General features: G+C 56.0%; 17 protein-coding genes and 1 pseudogene. 11 read left to right on the top strand and 7 right to left on the bottom strand.

The window, feature by feature from the left end:
• Nucleotides 1-1,697, bottom strand: a 1,697-nt coding sequence (locus B9H04_RS14300; RefSeq protein ID WP_085682815.1) for a PGF-pre-PGF domain-containing protein, incomplete at its 3' end; no start/stop codon positions are given.
• Nucleotides 1,698-1,814: 117 nt separating this feature from the next.
• On the opposite strand from B9H04_RS14300, the gene B9H04_RS18200 reads away from it, so the two are divergent.
• Nucleotides 1,815-2,957 (top strand): hypothetical protein, encoded by a 1,143-nt coding sequence (locus tag B9H04_RS18200; protein WP_139835098.1) that lies wholly within the window; start codon nt 1,815-1,817, stop codon nt 2,955-2,957.
• A gap of 387 nt (nt 2,958-3,344) precedes the next feature.
• Here the strand turns inward: B9H04_RS18200 and B9H04_RS14295 are convergent, their stop codons facing one another.
• Complete coding sequence (locus tag B9H04_RS14295; protein WP_080508688.1) at nt 3,345-4,463, bottom strand: DUF1616 domain-containing protein; 1,119 nt, start codon at nt 4,461-4,463, stop codon at nt 3,345-3,347.
• 119 nt (nt 4,464-4,582) lie between these two features.
• Between B9H04_RS14295 and B9H04_RS14290 the strand changes: the two genes are divergently transcribed.
• The 3 genes from B9H04_RS14290 to B9H04_RS14280 are packed head-to-tail and all read left to right on the top strand — an operon-like array spanning nt 4,583 to nt 6,986.
• The gene (locus tag B9H04_RS14290; RefSeq protein ID WP_049933231.1) at nt 4,583-4,858 is read left to right on the top strand and encodes a hypothetical protein; all 276 of its coding nucleotides are present in this window, start codon (nt 4,583-4,585) and stop codon (nt 4,856-4,858) included.
• 57 nt (nt 4,859-4,915) lie between these two features.
• Entirely contained in the window at nt 4,916-5,983 is a 1,068-nt protein-coding gene (locus B9H04_RS14285; protein WP_248648695.1) for a DUF4350 domain-containing protein, read from the top strand.
• Nucleotides 5,976-6,986, top strand: a complete 1,011-nt coding sequence (locus B9H04_RS14280; protein WP_049933230.1) for an AAA family ATPase — start codon at nt 5,976-5,978, stop codon at nt 6,984-6,986. Before B9H04_RS14285 ends, B9H04_RS14280 begins: the two co-directional genes overlap by 8 nt.
• Before the next feature lie 43 nt (nt 6,987-7,029).
• Here the strand turns inward: B9H04_RS14280 and B9H04_RS19265 are convergent, their stop codons facing one another.
• From B9H04_RS19265 to B9H04_RS14265, 3 genes are all read right to left on the bottom strand, one after another.
• Nucleotides 7,030-7,527: a hypothetical protein gene (locus B9H04_RS19265; RefSeq protein WP_241997599.1), complete on the bottom strand. Its 498-nt coding sequence runs from the start codon at nt 7,525-7,527 to the stop codon at nt 7,030-7,032.
• 403 nt (nt 7,528-7,930) lie between these two features.
• Nucleotides 7,931-8,572: a hypothetical protein gene (locus tag B9H04_RS14270; protein ID WP_129452456.1), complete on the bottom strand. Its 642-nt coding sequence runs from the start codon at nt 8,570-8,572 to the stop codon at nt 7,931-7,933.
• A gap of 26 nt (nt 8,573-8,598) precedes the next feature.
• Nucleotides 8,599-10,023: a DUF58 domain-containing protein gene (locus tag B9H04_RS14265; protein ID WP_080508685.1), complete on the bottom strand. Its 1,425-nt coding sequence runs from the start codon at nt 10,021-10,023 to the stop codon at nt 8,599-8,601.
• 104 nt (nt 10,024-10,127) lie between these two features.
• Between B9H04_RS14265 and B9H04_RS18195 the strand changes: the two genes are divergently transcribed.
• The 6 genes from B9H04_RS18195 (at nt 10,128) to B9H04_RS14240 (ending at nt 16,570) form a co-directional block, all read left to right on the top strand.
• On the top strand, nt 10,128-12,251 hold the full coding sequence (locus B9H04_RS18195; RefSeq protein WP_139835097.1) for a peptidase associated/transthyretin-like domain-containing protein: 2,124 nt from the start codon (nt 10,128-10,130) through the stop codon (nt 12,249-12,251).
• A 61-nt stretch (nt 12,252-12,312) separates the two neighbouring features.
• Nucleotides 12,313-12,846: a metal-dependent hydrolase gene (locus B9H04_RS14260; protein ID WP_049933225.1), complete on the top strand. Its 534-nt coding sequence runs from the start codon at nt 12,313-12,315 to the stop codon at nt 12,844-12,846.
• Complete coding sequence (locus B9H04_RS14255; RefSeq protein ID WP_308203505.1) at nt 12,836-13,570, top strand: ABC transporter ATP-binding protein; 735 nt, start codon at nt 12,836-12,838, stop codon at nt 13,568-13,570. The genes B9H04_RS14260 and B9H04_RS14255 overlap by 11 nt, the downstream gene beginning before the upstream one ends.
• A complete protein-coding gene (locus B9H04_RS14250) occupies nt 13,563-14,780 on the top strand; it encodes an ABC transporter permease (RefSeq protein ID WP_137708583.1) in 1,218 nt (405 codons plus the stop codon). The genes B9H04_RS14255 and B9H04_RS14250 overlap by 8 nt, the downstream gene beginning before the upstream one ends.
• A gap of 8 nt (nt 14,781-14,788) precedes the next feature.
• Entirely contained in the window at nt 14,789-16,006 is a 1,218-nt protein-coding gene (locus B9H04_RS14245) for an ABC transporter permease (protein WP_249025105.1), read from the top strand.
• 45 nt (nt 16,007-16,051) lie between these two features.
• Nucleotides 16,052-16,570 carry a metal-dependent hydrolase gene (locus B9H04_RS14240; protein WP_049933220.1) on the top strand — a complete coding sequence of 173 codons (519 nt, stop codon included), beginning with the start codon at nt 16,052-16,054 and terminating at the stop codon, nt 16,568-16,570.
• Nucleotides 16,571-16,631: 61 nt separating this feature from the next.
• On the opposite strand, the pseudogene B9H04_RS14235 reads toward B9H04_RS14240, so the two are convergent.
• Nucleotides 16,632-17,399, bottom strand: a pseudogene (locus B9H04_RS14235) (hypothetical protein).
• 251 nt (nt 17,400-17,650) lie between these two features.
• Between B9H04_RS14235 and B9H04_RS19260 the strand changes: the two are divergent.
• Nucleotides 17,651-18,031, top strand: coding sequence for a type IV pilin (locus B9H04_RS19260; RefSeq protein WP_080508684.1), 381 nt, complete (start codon nt 17,651-17,653; stop codon nt 18,029-18,031).
• 285 nt (nt 18,032-18,316) lie between these two features.
• Here B9H04_RS19260 and B9H04_RS14225 read toward each other — a convergent pair.
• Nucleotides 18,317-18,494 (bottom strand): transposase (locus B9H04_RS14225; protein ID WP_211277042.1); only part of this gene is annotated, 178 nt, incomplete at its 5' end.

The following is an 18,494-nucleotide window of genomic DNA, read 5'->3' as shown; positions in this document are numbered from 1 at the left end:
CCACCACTGCTGTCATCGTCCTCCTCATCAGTGGTCGAAGATTCGGCGACTGCGAACGGCGAGAGACCGCTACTGGTTGCCGTCAGCCTAACGTCACCATTGGTCGGAGTTGCGTCGGTATCAAGCTGTTTCCACGCGCCATCAACGTAGTGTAGCAGCACGGCGTTTTCTGTAGCGATTCCTACCTCGTCGAGCCGAGACTGACTGATCGTTACTGTGACCTCTGTGTCTTCACTCACACTGGAATCACCACTAATGTCAAGATATGTCGCAACAGAATTATTGGGGATTGGTGCTCCTCCAGTGGGTGAAGACGACTCAGTGACCGACACGTTCTTTACACCAGAATCAGACGGCAGGCGAACACTCACGTTGCGGACGTTACCGTCTCCTGTAAGCTGAACATTAGTACGCCCGTCATCAACAGAGTTGCTTCCGCTGCTGATCCCATCAATGACCTCAAAGTCGACTCGATTTGAGGACATCCGCGTTGGGTCTCCTTCAACCATTGCAACGTGAACAGCGACGTACTCACCCGGGGCAAAGTTCTCAAGTGTGTCGACAGTTAGGGTAGTATCGCTCCCTGCTTGTTTCGAGGTTACAGAGGCATTTATTCGTGAATCGCCCACAGAATCGGTCTGCGGTTCGCTAAATTCACCCTCATTCGCAAGGAACGTGATGACGTCAGGAAGTGCGTAGACGCCCGATCGTTTGTTTGAGGTTAGAGTGCGGCCAAATGCTGACACATCATCTTTCGTCCGCTGAACACCATTAACCTCGTCAATTGAGTGTTCGATTTCGAATTCATCTGGTGTCGTATCAGCGTCGATGTCACTAGGGGCTACAAGAGTTAGGTCTTCGCTGGCTACTTGTGATTCATTCCAAATTGCGACAGCATGCTCGATGTCACTGCTTCCTAAGTTAGCGTTAACATCGAATGTCACACTATCGCCCGCCGCATATGTTTCGCTGGCACGTTGGACACTCAGCGTAGATGCCGTCTCTTGGACAATCGCAGAGTCAACGCCAACAACGCTCACGTTACCCGGAACAGTAATGTCACCGTTGTTGTCGACGTTGAGTCCTTGGCCGCTGTTCGTAACTACTGCCATGTAGAGATACGACCCTGGCTCAGCGTTGTTGATTGTGAAGTCGGCCCCGCCGTTCGTTACCTGCTGGGAGCTAACATTGTCAAACGTGACATCGTCGCTATCTGCGTTGTCACGAATGAACTGACGGAGGGTATCAATATTAGTCGTGGATGGGACTTGTGTGTCTGTGGACTCAATCCTCGCAGAAATGAGATGAACCTGTTCGTTGTCAAGGTTATCACCGGGATCAAAGCCCAAGTCGATTGTGGCAGCATTCTCATGTACAACCAACCGGTTAATCCCTAGGTCGGCGTTAACACCTGGGGGAAGGTTGTCAAGGCGTGCGCCGGTGTCCATATTTTCCACCGCTGTTGCAATAGCATTGTTTTGGCTTCGATCTACACGAAGCGTGAATGGTGCAGAATTCCAAACATCAACACTCTGCGTTACGTTGATAAAATCGCCGGACTGTTCAACCGGTTGACCGGTAGTGGGCGGATCATCTATTGCTTGGGGGGCTGGACCGACTGCTCCAGCAGCTCCTGCCACTGGGGACATGAGCATAACAGCAGTAATAACGCCCACAAACAACTTGTTGAGTGGCATACTAGTTCAGGTGTCACGCGGGGACATATTAATTTCTTTGGAGAGGAGTACCTCACCGTGGAACAGAGGTCGCACGATGCCGAAAGATTCAGTACCCCGATGGATCTGAATTGAATTATGTCACGGGTTTTGTTCGTTGCCCTCCTTGTTGCTTTAGCGAGCCTCTTTGGCGCAACAGCAGTCGTACAAGCGAACGGCTCAGATGTCATAACGGTTGAAAACGGAGAAGTTGATGTGCCGGACCGGTCCGTAGAGGTTGGACCATTCGGATCATACAACGTGTCATCGGTTGCCCCGATTAAGCCAGGTGAACAGATTGAAATTTCTGTTTCAAAGAACACAGATGAGCGATTTAATCTGTACTTGTACGACGCCAATGAGAATCCGGTAAAATCAACGAACACGACAGAATCTACTGTTACGTTTGATTCGGACGGTCTCAGCGCTGGAACCTACATACTTGCGTACTTTTCTAATGAAACGTTACAGACAATTCAACCAGTTGTGATTCAAGGGTATGAGACAACAGTCACTGCCCCGTCAACAGTTGCGGTTGGTGACAATGGTTCAGTAAATGTTACTCCAACAGCGTATGATTCTTCGGATGAGCCACCGATCGAAACTGTCGAAGTGGTACTCGTAGATGGCGAGACAACAGAGCGGATTACAGCAACTAAGGAGGGAGACACGTACACAGCACCACTTGATGATGAGTATGAACCTGGCGACTACCGCCTGTACGCTGCCGTGACTGGGACCGGTCAGGTTGCTGGAGAGTTCCCGAACATTCTCTCCGTGAGCGATGAGCAATCGCTGACTATCACTGAAGAAACGGCAGATGAGTCAGGAGACACCGGAAACAATGGTGGTAGCGGTGGCGGTGGCGGTGGTGGGGGAGGTAGTGCTGCTCCCGTGGACAATACGACATCTGAGAGTGTGAATGAGACGACTAACGCCACCAGTGAAAACAAGTCAGTCAAAGTAAACAGTACTGGTCAGAACGTCTCGAACACGACTAAAAGTAATGTAACAGCAGACGGAGAAGCGAATACCACCAACGCTACAGGCAGCGAGAAGTCTGACCCGAGTGGAAACGTTACGGGAAGTACACAAGACACTGGAGACAATAGTAGCCAAGTAACTGAACCATCGGAACCAAACCCAGATCAGAATACCGACGAATCAGTTCCACTAAATGGTCCTACGCTGCTGCTAATTTCGCTGTTTGTGATTGGAGCGGTGACACGGCTCAGAAATTGACATCCTCCTCCGCGTGAACGCGGAGGAATCCCGAGCGGTGGGTGTTTCAGGTTCACAGTTCAGTCACTCAGCTTTGAACGTTGAGTATCTAACACTTAATCGACCGAAAATGGCGGCTGAGACGGTGTGAGCATGGAAAAGGGAGTTCAGCCGCAGACGCTCCACTCTCCACTAGAGGTTCAAACGCCGTGAACGCTGCCTTCATTATCCTCTGTGAATCACTCTCCAGTTCGGCCGATACCGTAAACTCCTCGTAGAACGTCTTTCCCTCCGATTTCGGGCCCAATAGTGTCAACACGACAACGTTCAAAGCTGAGACAATCACACAACTCCCACACCTTTCGGGCACGGGTAGCGTGGAAGAGGCGCGTCAGGGCCGGAAAATTGTCAACCAGTTGCTTCAACGTCGATCCAAAGATGGAGGTTACGATATGCGTTCTCACTGGTGGGTGTATCTGGCAGACTGCCATTATATAAGAGGTACTGAACCCGAAGGTTCTCACCAGTCTGTGGTGGGCGAAGGGTATGTTGCTGATGGTGGGTCTCGTTGTGAGGGACCGTCACCTCAAACCGATCAATTTCGGTCCGATCAAGTACAGTTGTTGAGTTGTCTGTCGTATTGACTTCTTGTACCTGGACAACAACAGTATACGTCGTCGATTGATACTCATTGTTTCCGATTCCGACGATCAGTTCGGCTGTCTCGCCTCGTGTCATCGTTTCAGGATATCCGTCGGCAACGAGTTCACCATCAGGATTCTCCGTAAGGAGGTAAAACTCAGTGAACTGCTCGCCTTGAGGTGGAACCGCAACCGCATAGCCAACGCTGCCGATAGCAAGTAGTACCGAAATGGCGAGTACAATATTGAGTGTGCCGTCAACCCGATCATCCGGATCAAACAATTCTTGTTTTGTGGCACCGATCCAATCGCGATAAGGGACAACGAACCGCTCGTCTGGCGGCAGTTCCCAGCGGCGTTGTGCGGCAACAGCGACACAGATGAGTGTGAACCCAGCAACGCTCGTCGCAATTGGGACAAGCCGGATTCCCCATGGTGTGAAGTTCAAGATGAGCCCGATCAGCGGCACAATCGCGATCGAGAGCCCAAACGAGAGCGCCGTCCGTTCGATCCCGTCGATCCCTGAACTATCAGTCGGGTCAGAGTTGACCGTTTCTGTATTGCCGTATTCTGCGGCTGCCTCAGTACCTGGAACTGGCTGCGGTGTTGAGTCGTCGGTGCTCGCTGTTTGCTTTGATTGCTCGGCGGTTTCGGCCGGTGGAGACTCCGATCCGGATTCTGGAAAGAGCGCAGCAATGAACGCATATCCAGGGAGAAACAACACGAAAGTGAGCCCAAATCCGACGCGGAGTGGCGTCTCATTGACTACAGGTACGAAGACAGTCGCAAGCGTCAACAACGTCAGGATAACTACCGCAGCGAGATCAGCTGGCAGTCGACGGATAGGATGTGGAAGAACGAGCCAAACATCCTGACGATCCACCATGGTGCTCTGAAATGGGACAGAAGACAAAAGTCACTCGGTCAGCGAATGCGTGGCCTACGTCTTTAGCCGGGAGAGCCAGCACCAGAGGATTGATGCCGGAGGATACAGAGACACGAGTAATGGGACTCGAGAAGCGACGCCGGTTTCTCTACGGGGTCGTCGCGTGGATGCTCAGTGTCATTGTCTTGTTGACGGCGCTTGAATCGTTGACACTAGAGCTCTTTTTTGTGATGTCGCTTATTGGACTGTTAGTCGTCGTTGAACTCACAGCCCCATTCAACGTGACACCACGTTGGCGGCGCCGTCTTCTGCCTGTAATTGCGATTGGACTTGCGGGGTTCGGATATATCGTTATCAGACGCATCTTGGAGATTCTTCCAGAGGGAGTCATATAGATGCGTAGACCACCAGTCCCACGTCTCGTATTGTATGCGCTGATTCTCACGCTCAGTGTGGCAATCGTCATCGCAGCGAGTACAAGTACGGCTACATTCGGCGGGTATAACATCGACTGGGACGGAACGAGTGAGTTTCGAGAACTCGCAGATCAACAAAGTGAGTCACAGATCGCCCTCGAAACGACAGCCTATGAGCGTTCTAACACGAGTGAAACAACCGCAATTATTCTCGCTCCCGAAGAACCCTACACAGCAAACGACTCACGACGTGTCCGAGCGTTCGTACGGTCGGGTGGCACTGTTGTCATTGCTGATGACTTCGGTTCCGAGGGGAATGCGTTACTCTCAGCGGTCGGTGCGGATGCCCGGTTTAACGGGACACAACTACTAGATGAACGTGAGTACTACCAAGCGCCCTCACTCCCAGTAGCGACGAACGTCACTGACTCACAGTATACCTCTGACGTCGCGCAGCTGACGTTGAACGGCGCAACAGCAATCGACGCCAACGGATCAACCGTACTCGCCACAAGCTCGCGGTTCGGCTATCTCGATCGAGACGGAACAGGAGGATTATCGCCGGGTGATGAACTGAGTACCTATCCGGTAGTGACCGTCGAATCCGTTGGTGATGGACGCGTGATCGCGGTGAGTGATCCCAGTGTGTTCATCAATACAATGCTAACGCAGCCCGACAATGAGGCGTTCGCGACGGCACTCTTGGAGACACACCAGCAGACGCTGCTTGATTACTCGCGAGCTGGTGAACAACCACCTCTATCTATCATACTCTTGGCTGTTCGGTCATCAGTAGTGGTTCAGATGGGTCTCGTCGGGGTTGGGATTGGATTCGTCTGGGCGTACGGTGTCTTCGGTCGGTTCACCAGCCGATCGATCTGGGGTGGGCTACTCGAGATAGTACCGGAGCCCCTACGTGACCACTTCCCAATATGGCTTCGTGAAATCACTAGTGGCGACGAGGATACGCCGACGGAACTTATTGATGAGGACACGCTCCTCAGATCGCTCAGTCAGCGACATCCCGAGTGGGATGAGACACGACTTCGGCAGGTGATGACAGATGTTTTATCCGAGCGCTCACGAACCGAAGATGATGAGTAGTCCGGAGGGGGTGTATGAGGCGATCTGTGAGGCGACCAGTGGGGTCGTCGTCGGAAACGAAGACATTCTGGAGGGGCTTACGATAGCACTACTGACAGACGGCCACGTCTTGCTTGAGGGAGTTCCCGGTGTCGCAAAGACTACCATTGCCAACGCATTCGCGCAGGCAACAGGCTTGTCGTATAGCCGGGTTCAGATGACACCGGATATCGTTCCGGCTGACATCGTCGGAACAAACGTATACCGACAAGCAACAGGGGAGTTCCAACTACGGAAAGGCCCGGTGTTTGCGAATCTTGTCGTGGCCGACGAGATAAATCGGGCAACCCCGAAAACACAAAGCGCACTGTTGGAGGCGATGGAAGAGTCAACGGTTACTATCGACGGCGAAACACTCTCGTTGCCAGCACCGTTCATGGTGATTGCGACACAGAACCCAATCGAGATGGAGGGTGTCTTCGAGTTGCCTGAGGCCCAACGGGACCGATTTCAGTTCAAATACACTGTCGATATTCCCGACCGAGCAGAGGAACGAGAAGTACTCAACCGATTCGATAGTGCGCCGGCGTTGGATGCGGAGACAGTCTCACAAGTCGTTGACTCAGATGAGCTTGCGGCCGCACAAGACGTTGTCACAGACGTGTTCGTTGCTGAGCCGGTCAAAGAGTACATCCTGGATCTCGTCGCTGCAACACGAGAGGCAGCCACGCTCCAGTATGGTGGCTCACCGCGGGCCACACTGGCGTTTCTCCGCGGGAGTAAGGCCCGGGCAGCGATCCGGGGCCGTTCGTATGTCATTCCTGATGACGTGAAAGCGCTCACAGAGCCCGTGTTCGTCCATCGAGTCATTCGGACGACTGATGCGGAACTTGCCGACCAGTCTGTCACAGCGATCATTGAGGAGATCGTCGATGGTGTGATGCCGCCAAGCGCAGATCTCGAGTTCGACGCGAACAGCCAACCACAGGCACCCGATGGCGGCTCAGAACTCGACGAAGAGTAGTCCGAGGCCGCTACACAGCAGGACTGTGTGGAGACCACCGGCTTCAGGTCTCATTTTGAGTGTCGTACCGACAGGTGATCGCGAGCGGGTCATCGTCAGTTATCTCGACACGGACCGGTATACCAAGCGTTTCAACCAGACTGACAGCCAGAAATGAGGGAATCGGATGATCGATTCCCGTGGGATCACCGAGGCCGGCACCAACCACTTCGAAGGTGACCCGACCTGTGTCGGTATCGACCGCGTACTCAACCCCATCAGCGAGTTCAAACAGTTCAACCAGCGCATCGGCAGCCGTCGCCGCAACCGTGTGCGGAGTCTCACTGAGTGGCTGGCTGCGGGTGTCTTCAAACGCCTCGAAGAGTGGTCTCCCAGTTGGATGGAAGGCGACGCCACCCTGCTCAGGTGTCTCGGGAACGACAAACAGATCCGATAGTGCTGAATCAGGTGGAAGCGGCCGGTCTTGGTAGCGTGGAACGAACAATCGGACGTCATCTGTCGGCACATACACCGGATCTCCTTCCAAGCCAAGTTCATCCACAGTCGCATCGCGATCGGCTCGGAGCGCTTGGAATAAGCGCGCACCTACGCGCGCGGATACAAATCGTTCTGGGGTTAACACGAACGTAAGCACACCGGCGAAGACACCAGTTCCGCCGAGAGCGAACAGGACAGTCCGAGCGTCTGGAAAGATGAGCCCACCGGCGATCCCGGCAACACCAACAATAAACAATCCGAGTGCGGTCCGTCGATAGGTGGCCTGTTGGGCGCGGGCATACTCTTCACGGAGTTGGCGATTCTCCGCTTCAAGGACAGCAAGTTGTCGCCGGAGATCAGCTGGTGACGTCTCCTCAGGTGATTCCGACTCCGTCACAGCCGATCGTGTTGCGTCTGTCTCTCCGGTACTGGCCATTCCGTCGCTGTCCCTTTCGAGACTGGTATGTTTACCTTTTCGGCTCGCTTTCGTCGTTGGTCGAAGAAGGATTGCTCTGGATCTCGTCAGTCTCGCTCAACTCAGAGGATGGACCAGTATCGGGATCTGTGTCGGGAACAGAAGTCTCACCGGCTGTCTCGTCAGTTGACACAGCAGTTGTCATCTCAGCACCACTAGCCCCGTCGGCTAACGGTGTGCGATCCAAAGCGACACGACCGAGCTGTACCAACGTCACCCGCCGGGCAAGATACGTCCCCACTATGACAGCGATACAGAGGAGCCCACCTGCCACGACGAGCCCCTCACGGAGTCCAATAGCAACGACAGCCACGAGTAAGCCATACGTCGGTAGCGTGCCGATAAATACTGCCCACCGCTGGTGACGTCGGGCAGGCTCAGTAAGCACACAGAGCAACGCGAGTTGCGTCACACCGACAAGCAGCGTGTCTTCGAGAGAGATCGTGGGAAAAACGGCAAGCTGGCCTGTAGCGAAGGCAATCGGTGCGGGGAGCACCCCTGCGACGAGTAACAACGGAACGGCAATGAGGAGTTCACGCGTCATCCCGGTAATAGCGATAACGCCGAGGAGGATAACCAGCGCACCGATACTGACGGGATCGCGAGCTCGAAGTGATCCGATGGGCGGGTCCATACGCGACTGTGGTGTGTCCGTGTGAGTCATCGGGTAGTTGAACTCATCCGACGGTGTGCGAGCACCGCATCGACACGGCTGTCTGGTGCGATTTCGAGTGCTGTCATTCGGGGATGCGTATCGAGATCCTGGCGGAGTGTTTCAAACGTTCTATACTGGTCGTATGCGACATCGAGATCCGTCAGCCCAGCCGGTTCGAACAGACATTGGGGAGTCAAAAACAGGATCGTCCGGCCACCGCCACGGACAGCGGCCTTCACCGCCTCCGTTACTGTGGTCGGATCTGTATCACTGGTAACGATAACGAGCACGTCGTCGGCGCCGACTTGGTTACGAACGCTGCGGACAGTCCCGACAAGTGGGTCATCACGGATTCGTGTCACATACGGGTCCTGATCACGCAGATACGCTCCAAGAATCCGCGCAAATGGTGTCTCATCATCAGTGAGGCGATCACTCCGCTCACGGGCCTCGCGCGCCGTCCGTCCACCTGAGGATGAGTCGGCAGTGGTCGGGACGAGGTCATACAGTCGAGACTCGATCTGTGCGTACGTCTGATCGCTTGTCCCAGATTGAACGATATTCGTCAGGCCGTCATCACCGACCGTGCGTAAGCCAAGTGGGTCATCACGAGTAGCAGCCGCGCGTGTGATTCCGATTCCCACCTCACGGGCGTACTCCAACATCGTCTCTCCGTCACGGCCCACCCCCATCTGTGAGCGGTGGTCGATGATAAGCGTCGTCCGCCGATCGGTTTCTCCTTCGGTTTCTCTGATATAGGTCTCTGCGAGCCGCGCCGTTGCGTTCCAATCGATCTGTTGAACATCATCACCGGGGACGTACTGTCTGAGTTCCCGAATTGTCACGCCAGGACCAGGACGATCGGATTGGTGTTGCCCATAGGCGCTGTCAACGCGTTCACCACCCCGGCCGACATGGAGGTCCGGCGTTGGTGGGCGGACCGTCACCGTCGGTGTGGTCTCCCACTCGACATGCGTCTGATACAAACCTAGCGGATCGTGTAGAGTTATGATTGGCTTGGGGAATTCAAATCGACCCGATATCGAGGCGGTGACGGTGAACTCCGTCGTGTCTTCTGTGTCACCTGGCGCTAGCGAGAGCGTCTGATCGCCGGCTTCGGTGGTGACGCCCGGTGGTGTGGTCGCCTGAACGGTCACCGGGAGGGTAGTACGAGTGTTCGGTCGCGATAGCGACACCGTAGCTATAATCGGCGTATCAACAAGTGTATCATCAGCACCGAGCGTGTAGGTTACTGTCGTTCGGTCGTATGCCTGCGTGAATGTCCGACCCGCAACCGCGGCGGTGGCAAGAATCCACGCGCCGAGTCCCGCTGCCGCAAGTAGCAACGCCGGTCGTTCAGCAAGCACACCGATGATGACGAAGACAAGACCGCTTCCGGCCGTTGCCCACCAGCGGTCTGTGACGTCCATTGGGTACATCTCAGTTTCAATTCAATTCAAACTTGGCTTCCGATCTGGCCGTTCATCTTTGAGGAAGAGGAACATTCAAATCACCTGACGGCTGGTATACTGGTGTGTCGGCTCGCCGTCGCCGCTACAGCGCACTCGCCGCTGCGATCATTCTTGTCAGTGTCATCGCCGGTGGGGTTGGAGCAACCCCAGCTCCAGGGCCAGAAAGTTCGGCCACGAACGGGACAGCTAATGAGACGGCCAACGCCACGCCCCCGCACCAGAACCCCGAAGTTATCTCTGAAGCTGGTGACGACCAGCGCGTCGCAAGCCATCTCGCGACACAACTAGGGTCACGGTTGAATCTGAGTGCGGCCGCACTCAGCGAGGGTGAGTACGCGGAGGGTCGGCTACCACTCGAAGCCGAAGAATATGCTGTCCTTCTTGAGCGGTATTCGGCCGTGGCTGCTGACATCGGTGCCGAGGAGACAGCGGATCGGTTCAATCTAACTCGTGAACAGCAGCTACAACTGACAGATTCGATCGAGGAATTGGAAATAACTGGCCAAGAGTATCAGAATGCGGTCGACAACGGGAGTGATGAAAAAGCACGGCAATTGGCACGTGAACTCTTAACGACTGCTGAAGAGCTGAATCAAACGACAACGGAGCTCAACGAACAGTACGAGGCACTCGAAACAGAGACTGAAATCGATTTCAACGCAACACAGGAGTCGATCTCCGTCGTTCAACAAACGGTCCAGCGAGCGGCGGCTGGCGTCATCGACCGTGAGTTTACTGAGACGAACATAACTGTCGAGACGAACCAAACAACGGTCGCCGCAAGCGATCCACTGCGTGTTTCCGGACAGCTGACCACGGTCGATGGAGCGCCAATCAGGAACGCATCGGTAAGCGTTAGCTTAGGTGAAGATTCCATCACGACACGCACGACCGAGACTGGACAGTTCGAGACGACATACCGACCACTGCTCGCCTCGACAAGTGCGAGGAACCTCACAGTAGCATATACGCCCACTGGGAGTGAGCCGTATCTTCCAGTTACGGAGACGGTTGCCGTCTCGATCACTGAGCAGGCTGCGACGTCGGTCGAACTCGAGAACACGACTCAGGCGGCCGCGTTCACCGAGCCAGTTCAGGCCACTGGACAGGTTATGATCGCAGCCGAATACAACCGATCGCTTGCGGGCATTCCCATTGTTTTGACACTCGACCAGCAGCGGATCGCGACTGCCGAAACCAATGCTAGTGGTCGCATTACGCTTTCGGGATCGATGCCGGAGACAATTCCAGCCGGTGATGCTAATCTCCAAGTGTCAATCGATCGGCGTGAGCTGGCGATCGAGCGGTCGATGGCAACGGCACCGATCACCGTTCGATCGACCCCAACAGACCTCTCGATTGACCCGACCGTCACCAGCACGAACGAGACTCGGAATGTAACGGTGGGTGGGCAGTTACGGACTGCCGATGGTGACCCACTGTCCGATCGATCTATCCGTGTCGCGATCGGAGAGACTACTCTCGGTACTGTCGAGACGAATGCGAGTGGGGGGTATCAGGCTACTTACGAGCTTCCAGCCGGTCTTCGTGGCAGTGACATCACGGTGACTGCGACCTTCGAGGGTACTGGCACGAACCTAGAGGCGAGTGCGGCTCAACAACGCGTGCCACTTCCAAGCGCCGGAGTTGGAGTCGGCAGAGTCCTCGCTGGTGTCGTTGGTGGTGGCCTCTTAGTCATGAGTGTTATCGTGGTGTTGCTCGCTTCGCGTGGCGTTGATCGAGAGTGGATCACGCAAACCTGGGCTCGAGTTACTGATTCAGCGGACCCGGCCGCAGACTCCGAGACAACGACAACCACCGCGCCGTCTGCCACGACTGGACTGTCGGATAACGGCCAGATAGAGGCGGTCACGCAGGCATCATTACATTCGGCCCGTGAAGCGCTGGCTGCTGGCCACCCGAATGTTGCCGTCCAGTCTGCGTACGCAGCCGTCCGGTCACGGTTACAATCTAGTGACTCACTGTCGACGCCACAGACTCATTGGGAGTTTTATCGCCAGTTACATGCCGATCATGAGATCGATACGGCACAGTTAGCACAGGTCACAGAAGCGTACGAGACCGCTACGTATTCGGCAGACGGACTGTCATCGGATGCGGCTGCCGAGACCCTTTCAGCAGTAGAGGAACTGATCGGCGACTCGGGGACGAGTTCTACCAGGTGATATCCCGCAAAAGAATTCTATTCAACGGCGTTATATGTTGTCCAAAATTAAATCAGAATAGATGTTACCGTGGGGACATGCTGCGTTCGGCTACCTCATCTACTCGGTGTATGCTCGCTGGCAGATCGGGCATCCGCCGATCGGCTTGGCCGTCTTCGCACTTGGACTTGGAACACAGTTTCCCGATCTGATTGATAAACCGCTGACGTGGACGATCTCACTGCTCCCCTATGGACGGAGTCTGTCTCACTCATTAGTGACGTTCTCAGTGGTCGTACTCGTTCTGCGGAGGCTCACTCAGTACTCCGATCAGCGTACACTCGTCAGTGCGTTCGCGATTGGCTACGTCTCCCATCTGGTTGGAGATAGCATCTATCCAGTGCTTACACAGGAGTATACCGGGCTCGGGTACTGGCTCTGGCCTCTGACTTCCGTGCCGGAAGGTGAATCCCGGAGTTTCATCGAATTCTTTCTCACTCTTGAAGCGACACCGATGGTGGTGTTTGGGGGTGTCCTCACGGTTGTGGGTCTCGTGGTGTGGGTGTATGATGGACTACCTGGAGTAAAGGACTTGTACGCAGAGTATGTCCGGTGAATTACAGATGAGTTCGATGAGCGACTCACCCGTTGTCCAGTGTACGGAGGTTGTTCGAACGTACACACGCGGCAGTACTGGAGGCCTTTTCTCACGACAATCTGGGACGTCAGTCACGGCTGTAGATGCCGTTTCGATGGCGGTCCAACGGGGTGAGTTAGTCGGCCTCGCGGGCCCTAGTGGAAGCGGAAAATCCACATTGCTTCATCTACTGGCTGCGCTCGAGACACCCGACACTGGCAACGTCGCGATTACTGGTATGAACACCAGTTCGATGGGCGAACGTGGACGCACCGCCATCAGGCGCGATCACGTCGGAATTGTGTTCCAACGGTTCCACCTCCTCCCGTCGTTGACAGCGCTTCAAAACGTTGCGCTGCCAATGATCGAACAAGGCAGTGGGAAACGAGAGCGGCGACGCCGAGCACAGTCACTACTCGAAGACGTTGGACTAGGCGATCGACTCTCACATCGCCCAGCAGCACTCAGCGGTGGTGAACAACAGCGGGTTGCTGTCGCGCGGGCTCTTGGCGGGGACCCAGATCTCGTGATCGCTGACGAGCCAACCGGTGAGCTCGATTCGACGGCCAGCGAGGCAGTCTTAGATTTGCTCGCGGACGTGGCTGCCGATCATGCTGTCGTTGTCGCGTCACATGACCCGATGGCGATCGATCGGATGGACCGTGTACTCCGGCTCCGTGACGGGAGGCTCACTGATGGGTAAACGAAGTAGTCACTTCGGGGTTGGTGTCACCCAGACCGTTGGCCGACTACGGACTGGTGAGAGTCGGCGGCTCCTGTTGAGCGTGTGTGGCGTGGCGCTCGCTGTGGCGTTGATGATCAGCGTGACTGGCGTCGCGGTCAATTTGGCTGGTGGATCGACGATTCAAGGTGATGATGTGGATTATTGGATCGTTCCCGACGGTGGATCGGTCAGCAGCGTCGCCGTCTCCGTGGAAGGCCCCCAGCTTGGTGCTGTTCATGAGACCACAGCACGGCTCCAAGCTGATGAGCGAGTGACCTTTGCCACGCCAGTTGAACTTCAAATTCTTCAGATTGACACGGACACGACACCCGAATACGTCTTTGCGGCGGGCGTGATTCCACCGGAGAGTGGCGAGCGCCTGTTAGGGCTGCCAACCAACCAGCTTACGCCGGGCGATCCACATTACGCTGATGGGGAGTATACTGGTCCCTGGACGGGCGAAGCGATCGTGAGTGGTGCCGCCGCCGAAATTGTGGGGCTTGAGCGGGGTGATCCCATCCGTCCGGCCCGAGCAGGGCAGAATCAGACATTCACAACGACTGCCATTGCCGACGGCGATCTCTCTGGTGGCGTAGGCCCCGTCCCGCTGATTGTGGTCCATGCGAGTGAGCTTCAGACACTGACAAACACCGCACGCCAGGATTCAGCCGACCAGATCCTCGTCAGTACAAACGATCCAACCGTCGAATCCACACTAGCGGCGGCATATCCGGAAACACAGGTGTTGACGCGGGCGGGGCTGGGTGGAGAAGACCTTTCTACATCAAGCCTGCCGGTTGCTGTCGCCGTCGCTGCCCTCATCGCAACCGTCGCAATCGGTACGCTATTCGTTGCAACACTCGTTGGGTTAGAGACAATTGCTGCCCGGGAAATGATCGCCGTTCAAGGGGCGCTTGGCATATCGACGTCCTCACAGATGGTCATCGTGTTCGCGCAGACACTCACCATCGCCGGGCTCGGCGGGTTCGTCGGCACTCTGGGTGGGGTGGCTGGCCTCCAAGTATTGAACGTCGGCGCAACCATCTTTGGCTCCGTTAGCCAGATCGCGGCGTTTCACCCCGCCCTGCTCGCCTACGGCCCCGGTGTCGCCTTCGCAATTGGTGTGTTGGCGACGCCGTATCCCGCCTGGATCGCGGCACGAACCGACCAGCTCGAGGTGCTTAGCTAATGCGTGGGGTGTCCCGCTTGCGAGCGGTCACCGGCATTGGGCTGACACAGTTGCGGCAGCACCGCACCCGGACGCTGTTGGCGATTATCGGGATCGCGTTAGCGGTGTTGTCGGTTACGCTACTTGCCGGAGTGGGGCTTGGCGTCGTCGAGACAGGGCAAGAACAGTTCGATGCGTCTGGCCGTGACCTATGGGTTACTGGTGGCCCCGTCCAGCTTGCGCCGGGAACTGTTGGGGGCTTTGAGAACACTGTCGTCGATGCGCATTCGGTTGCGGCCGCAATTGATTCGCGTGAAGACGTGACAGCGGCGGTGCCGATGGCGTATCAAACCGTCTATGTGAGCACGAGTGGGGACGAATGGGAGACGATCGTTGGGGTTGGGTCCGGCGTTGGACCCGCCGTGGAGATCACAAACGGGACACAGTTCCAACAGGGTGACGTCCACTATGCGAACGGGACCTACGCTGGCCCGATGACTCACGAAATCATTATTGATCCGCGGACGGCCGAACTGCTTGATGTCGGTGTTGGAGACTCCATCTATGTCGGCGGGACGCTCTCGTCAGCCCGAGCTAACCAGTTTGAGATTGTCGGTGTTTCACCAACCTTCTCACGGTTTCTTGGAACGCCGTCCGTAACGCTTCACCTGAGTGAGCTCCAAACGGTCACAGGGACTACCGCAACTGATCGGGCGTCACTCATTACGGTGAGTCTCAACGCAGGTGCCTCTCCAAGTACCGTTGCGAGCGCGATTGAAGCCGAGTATCCCGAATATACGGTTCGGACGAATAGCGAGCAGTTGGAAGCCACACTCGAACGGCAGGCCGTCTTGCTCGCGAGCGGCGGGAGTCTCGTCGTGCTTGGTGTTCTTGCGGGACTCGCGCTCACGGCAAAGCTCATGATGTCGGTGGTGTATCAACAACGACAGGAGCTGGCAGCACTCAAAGCGCTTGGCTCACGGACCTCAACGCTTGTCGGGGTAGTGCTTACACAGGCGTTGGTGCTTGGTGTCCTTGGAGGGGTCGTCGGGGTGGTTGCCACCCTGCCGCTCGTTGAACTCCTCAATCTTACCGCTGCTGCTCTCGTCGGCTTTGAGAACGTGGTCCGGACTCCACGGTGGTTGCTCGGTGCCGGGCTCGCGATCGCTGTCCCGATGAGTCTGGCTGGGTCACTGCTAGCCGGATGGCAGATCGCGTTGTTGTCTCCAGAAGAAGGTCTACAATAAATTGCGGCAAGAACGTTCTTCTGCCCGGGGTTAGAACCAATAGGCGTGTTCCCCCACGGACACTTACTCATCGCCCTCCTACCGGTGATAGCGTACGTCGCCGTTCGTGATCGACACCTACCGACACGTGGAGTGGTGTTTGTGACCGCGGTCGGCAGTCAGTTTCCGGATCTCGTGGACAAGCCGCTCGCACACCAGCTCGGGGTGCTGCCAAGCGGCCGGGTCTTCATGCACTCGTTGCCGTTCGCGCTCCCAATCGCGGCCAGTGTGCTTGCGTACGGGCACTACACCGAGCGGCCGCGCGTCGCCGGCGCGTTCGCCGCCGCGTACCTGTCACATCTGGTCGGTGACACGTACCGGAGCCTGCTCGCGGGACAGGTGCCGCCAGACCTGCTGTGGCCGTTTGTCGCGGCGCGGCCGCGCCCCACCGTGCCGTTCTGGGCGGGCGTTAACGGCATCAATGTTCGGCTCTGGACCGCCTTCTCCGCGGTCGTACTCGTGGTGACGCTGGTCGTGGTCGCACGGGACGTCCGACACCAGATCCGCAGCACAGCCCGCGCGTAGCGCCGGCTCCTCACCGTCAGAGACGGAGCGTGTGACAGTCTCTCTTCGTCAGAGATGTTGTTCAAGCGAACCCGAGTTCACGAGCGGCGTTCGCCGAAATAGTGATCCCTCGCTCTCCGTATGAGACATGACTGGAGACGGATTCGCTGATAAGTTTGTGAAGATCGACGATATATGACTTCGGGCGCTCCTCTTGGATGCGTGTCGTTGCCTTCGTCTCAAAGTGTAGGCCACGGTGCGCGACGTACACCTCAACAAACCGACGCCGGATCGACTCGGGACTCTCCCAGACGACCGCCGGGACGGCATCAAGGGCGGTCTTTGCGCCCTGTGGGGCGCCCATGGCGACGAGACACCGCCCGAGCACCGAGGCGTCCGTTGCTGGGTACAGTTCGGTCGCGCGTCCGTCGCTGTTCGCATGGCGACAGTGTGTGTCGACGCCGACCGCCGCGAATGCTGCCTCGATCGCCTCGCGATCAACCCGGCGCCCGATCGTGATTGCAGGGACGAACGTTTCGTTGATACTCCCGCCCGCGAGGACGTGCGCGAGCAGCTTAACAAGAGCACCTGCCATGTCGCATTCGGGATCGAGCCAGCCGTTCGCACTGGCCGTCTCGATCCCGCGCACCGGGTCGGGCCGGCCACCGTTGAGCCACGGCCGAACCCGCCCCGCTGGTAGCTCGAGTGCGGTCCCCACCGCTGTCCGACCAGCGTTTGGGTGCTCGGCGGCGTACGCCTACACGCGCTGGTAGTCCTCGACCTTTTGCCACGGGTCAGGGTAGACGCGATCGGAGTAGGTCCGCGCGATTGAGCGCGCCGTCGGTTCCATACTTATATATTGACACCCTGTGCGATACATCTTGTGAGTCGTTTTCACATTTGATATCCTGATCAGAGTAGTTATAACTGTGCTTTGCGTACATTAGAGCATACCAGCGGACAAACTGAAGGAAACGGCAGGATGGAAGGCCATCCTACCACTTCGGGTCTACACGATATAGGGCCTCACAAGGCACCTAGTATTCTGTACCCGAGTGTCGTTAACCTTCGTACCTGTTCCGTTGGCGATACAACGACATCATGAACATTAAAAAAACATTCCAAGACAGTGAACGGGCCGTCAGCCCTGTTATAGGGGTTATACTCATGGTCGCCATAACTGTAATTTTAGCGGCTGTGATCGGGACGTTCGTGCTCGGACTCGGTGACCAGCTGGGCCAGAACGCAAATGCTGGAGTCTCAATTGATGAACCTAACAGCTCCTATGTTACGGTAACACTAGTTAGTCAAGGAAATGTGGATCTCGTTACTGTCAATGCGACTGACAATTCCGGGACATCAACCAATGGAACTCTAAAAGAGGTAGGCGAGACTGTAACCGTGAAACACGGTAATTCCAGTGTCCAAATAATTGGGGACATAGCTGGCGAAAAGACAGTCCTTCGGACGTACGAGCCATAAACACCAAACAACAGTAACAAGCACACACGCTTTTTTAATATACTGCCTCTCCCTGCTCTCAATTCGCAGTGCTGTATGCTAATAACAGCGGTAATACCACTATAGAGGCTGCTTTTCATGGATACACAGCAGGGCCTGTCATAGAAAGCCTCACGTGCGAAGCAGCAGGGCACTCGTCTTTAGTTAACACTCACAGTAATATTTAATAACGGTGTTCTCGGGCTGAATTCCGGACGATCACACCGGCTACGGTTCGAGATCTGGGTCTGAAGCAGATCCTTATACTCACGGACATAAATACGTAAACACATCTGGGATTTCGACCCGGTCGAGTGTAGAGAGAGCAGCCTCACGGAGATCGTCGAGTGTGTCAAACAGGCGGTTCCCAAGTTCTTGATCAAGTTGTCTCCAACACTCTTCCGCGGGGTTCAGCTCCGGTGAACCCCGCGGTAGGTAACAGAGT

The organism is Halorubrum ezzemoulense DSM 17463 (assembly GCF_002114285.1).
GTDB classification, from domain to species: Archaea; Halobacteriota; Halobacteria; order Halobacteriales; family Haloferacaceae; genus Halorubrum; species Halorubrum ezzemoulense.
This window is presented reverse-complemented; position numbering and strand designations above follow the sequence as displayed.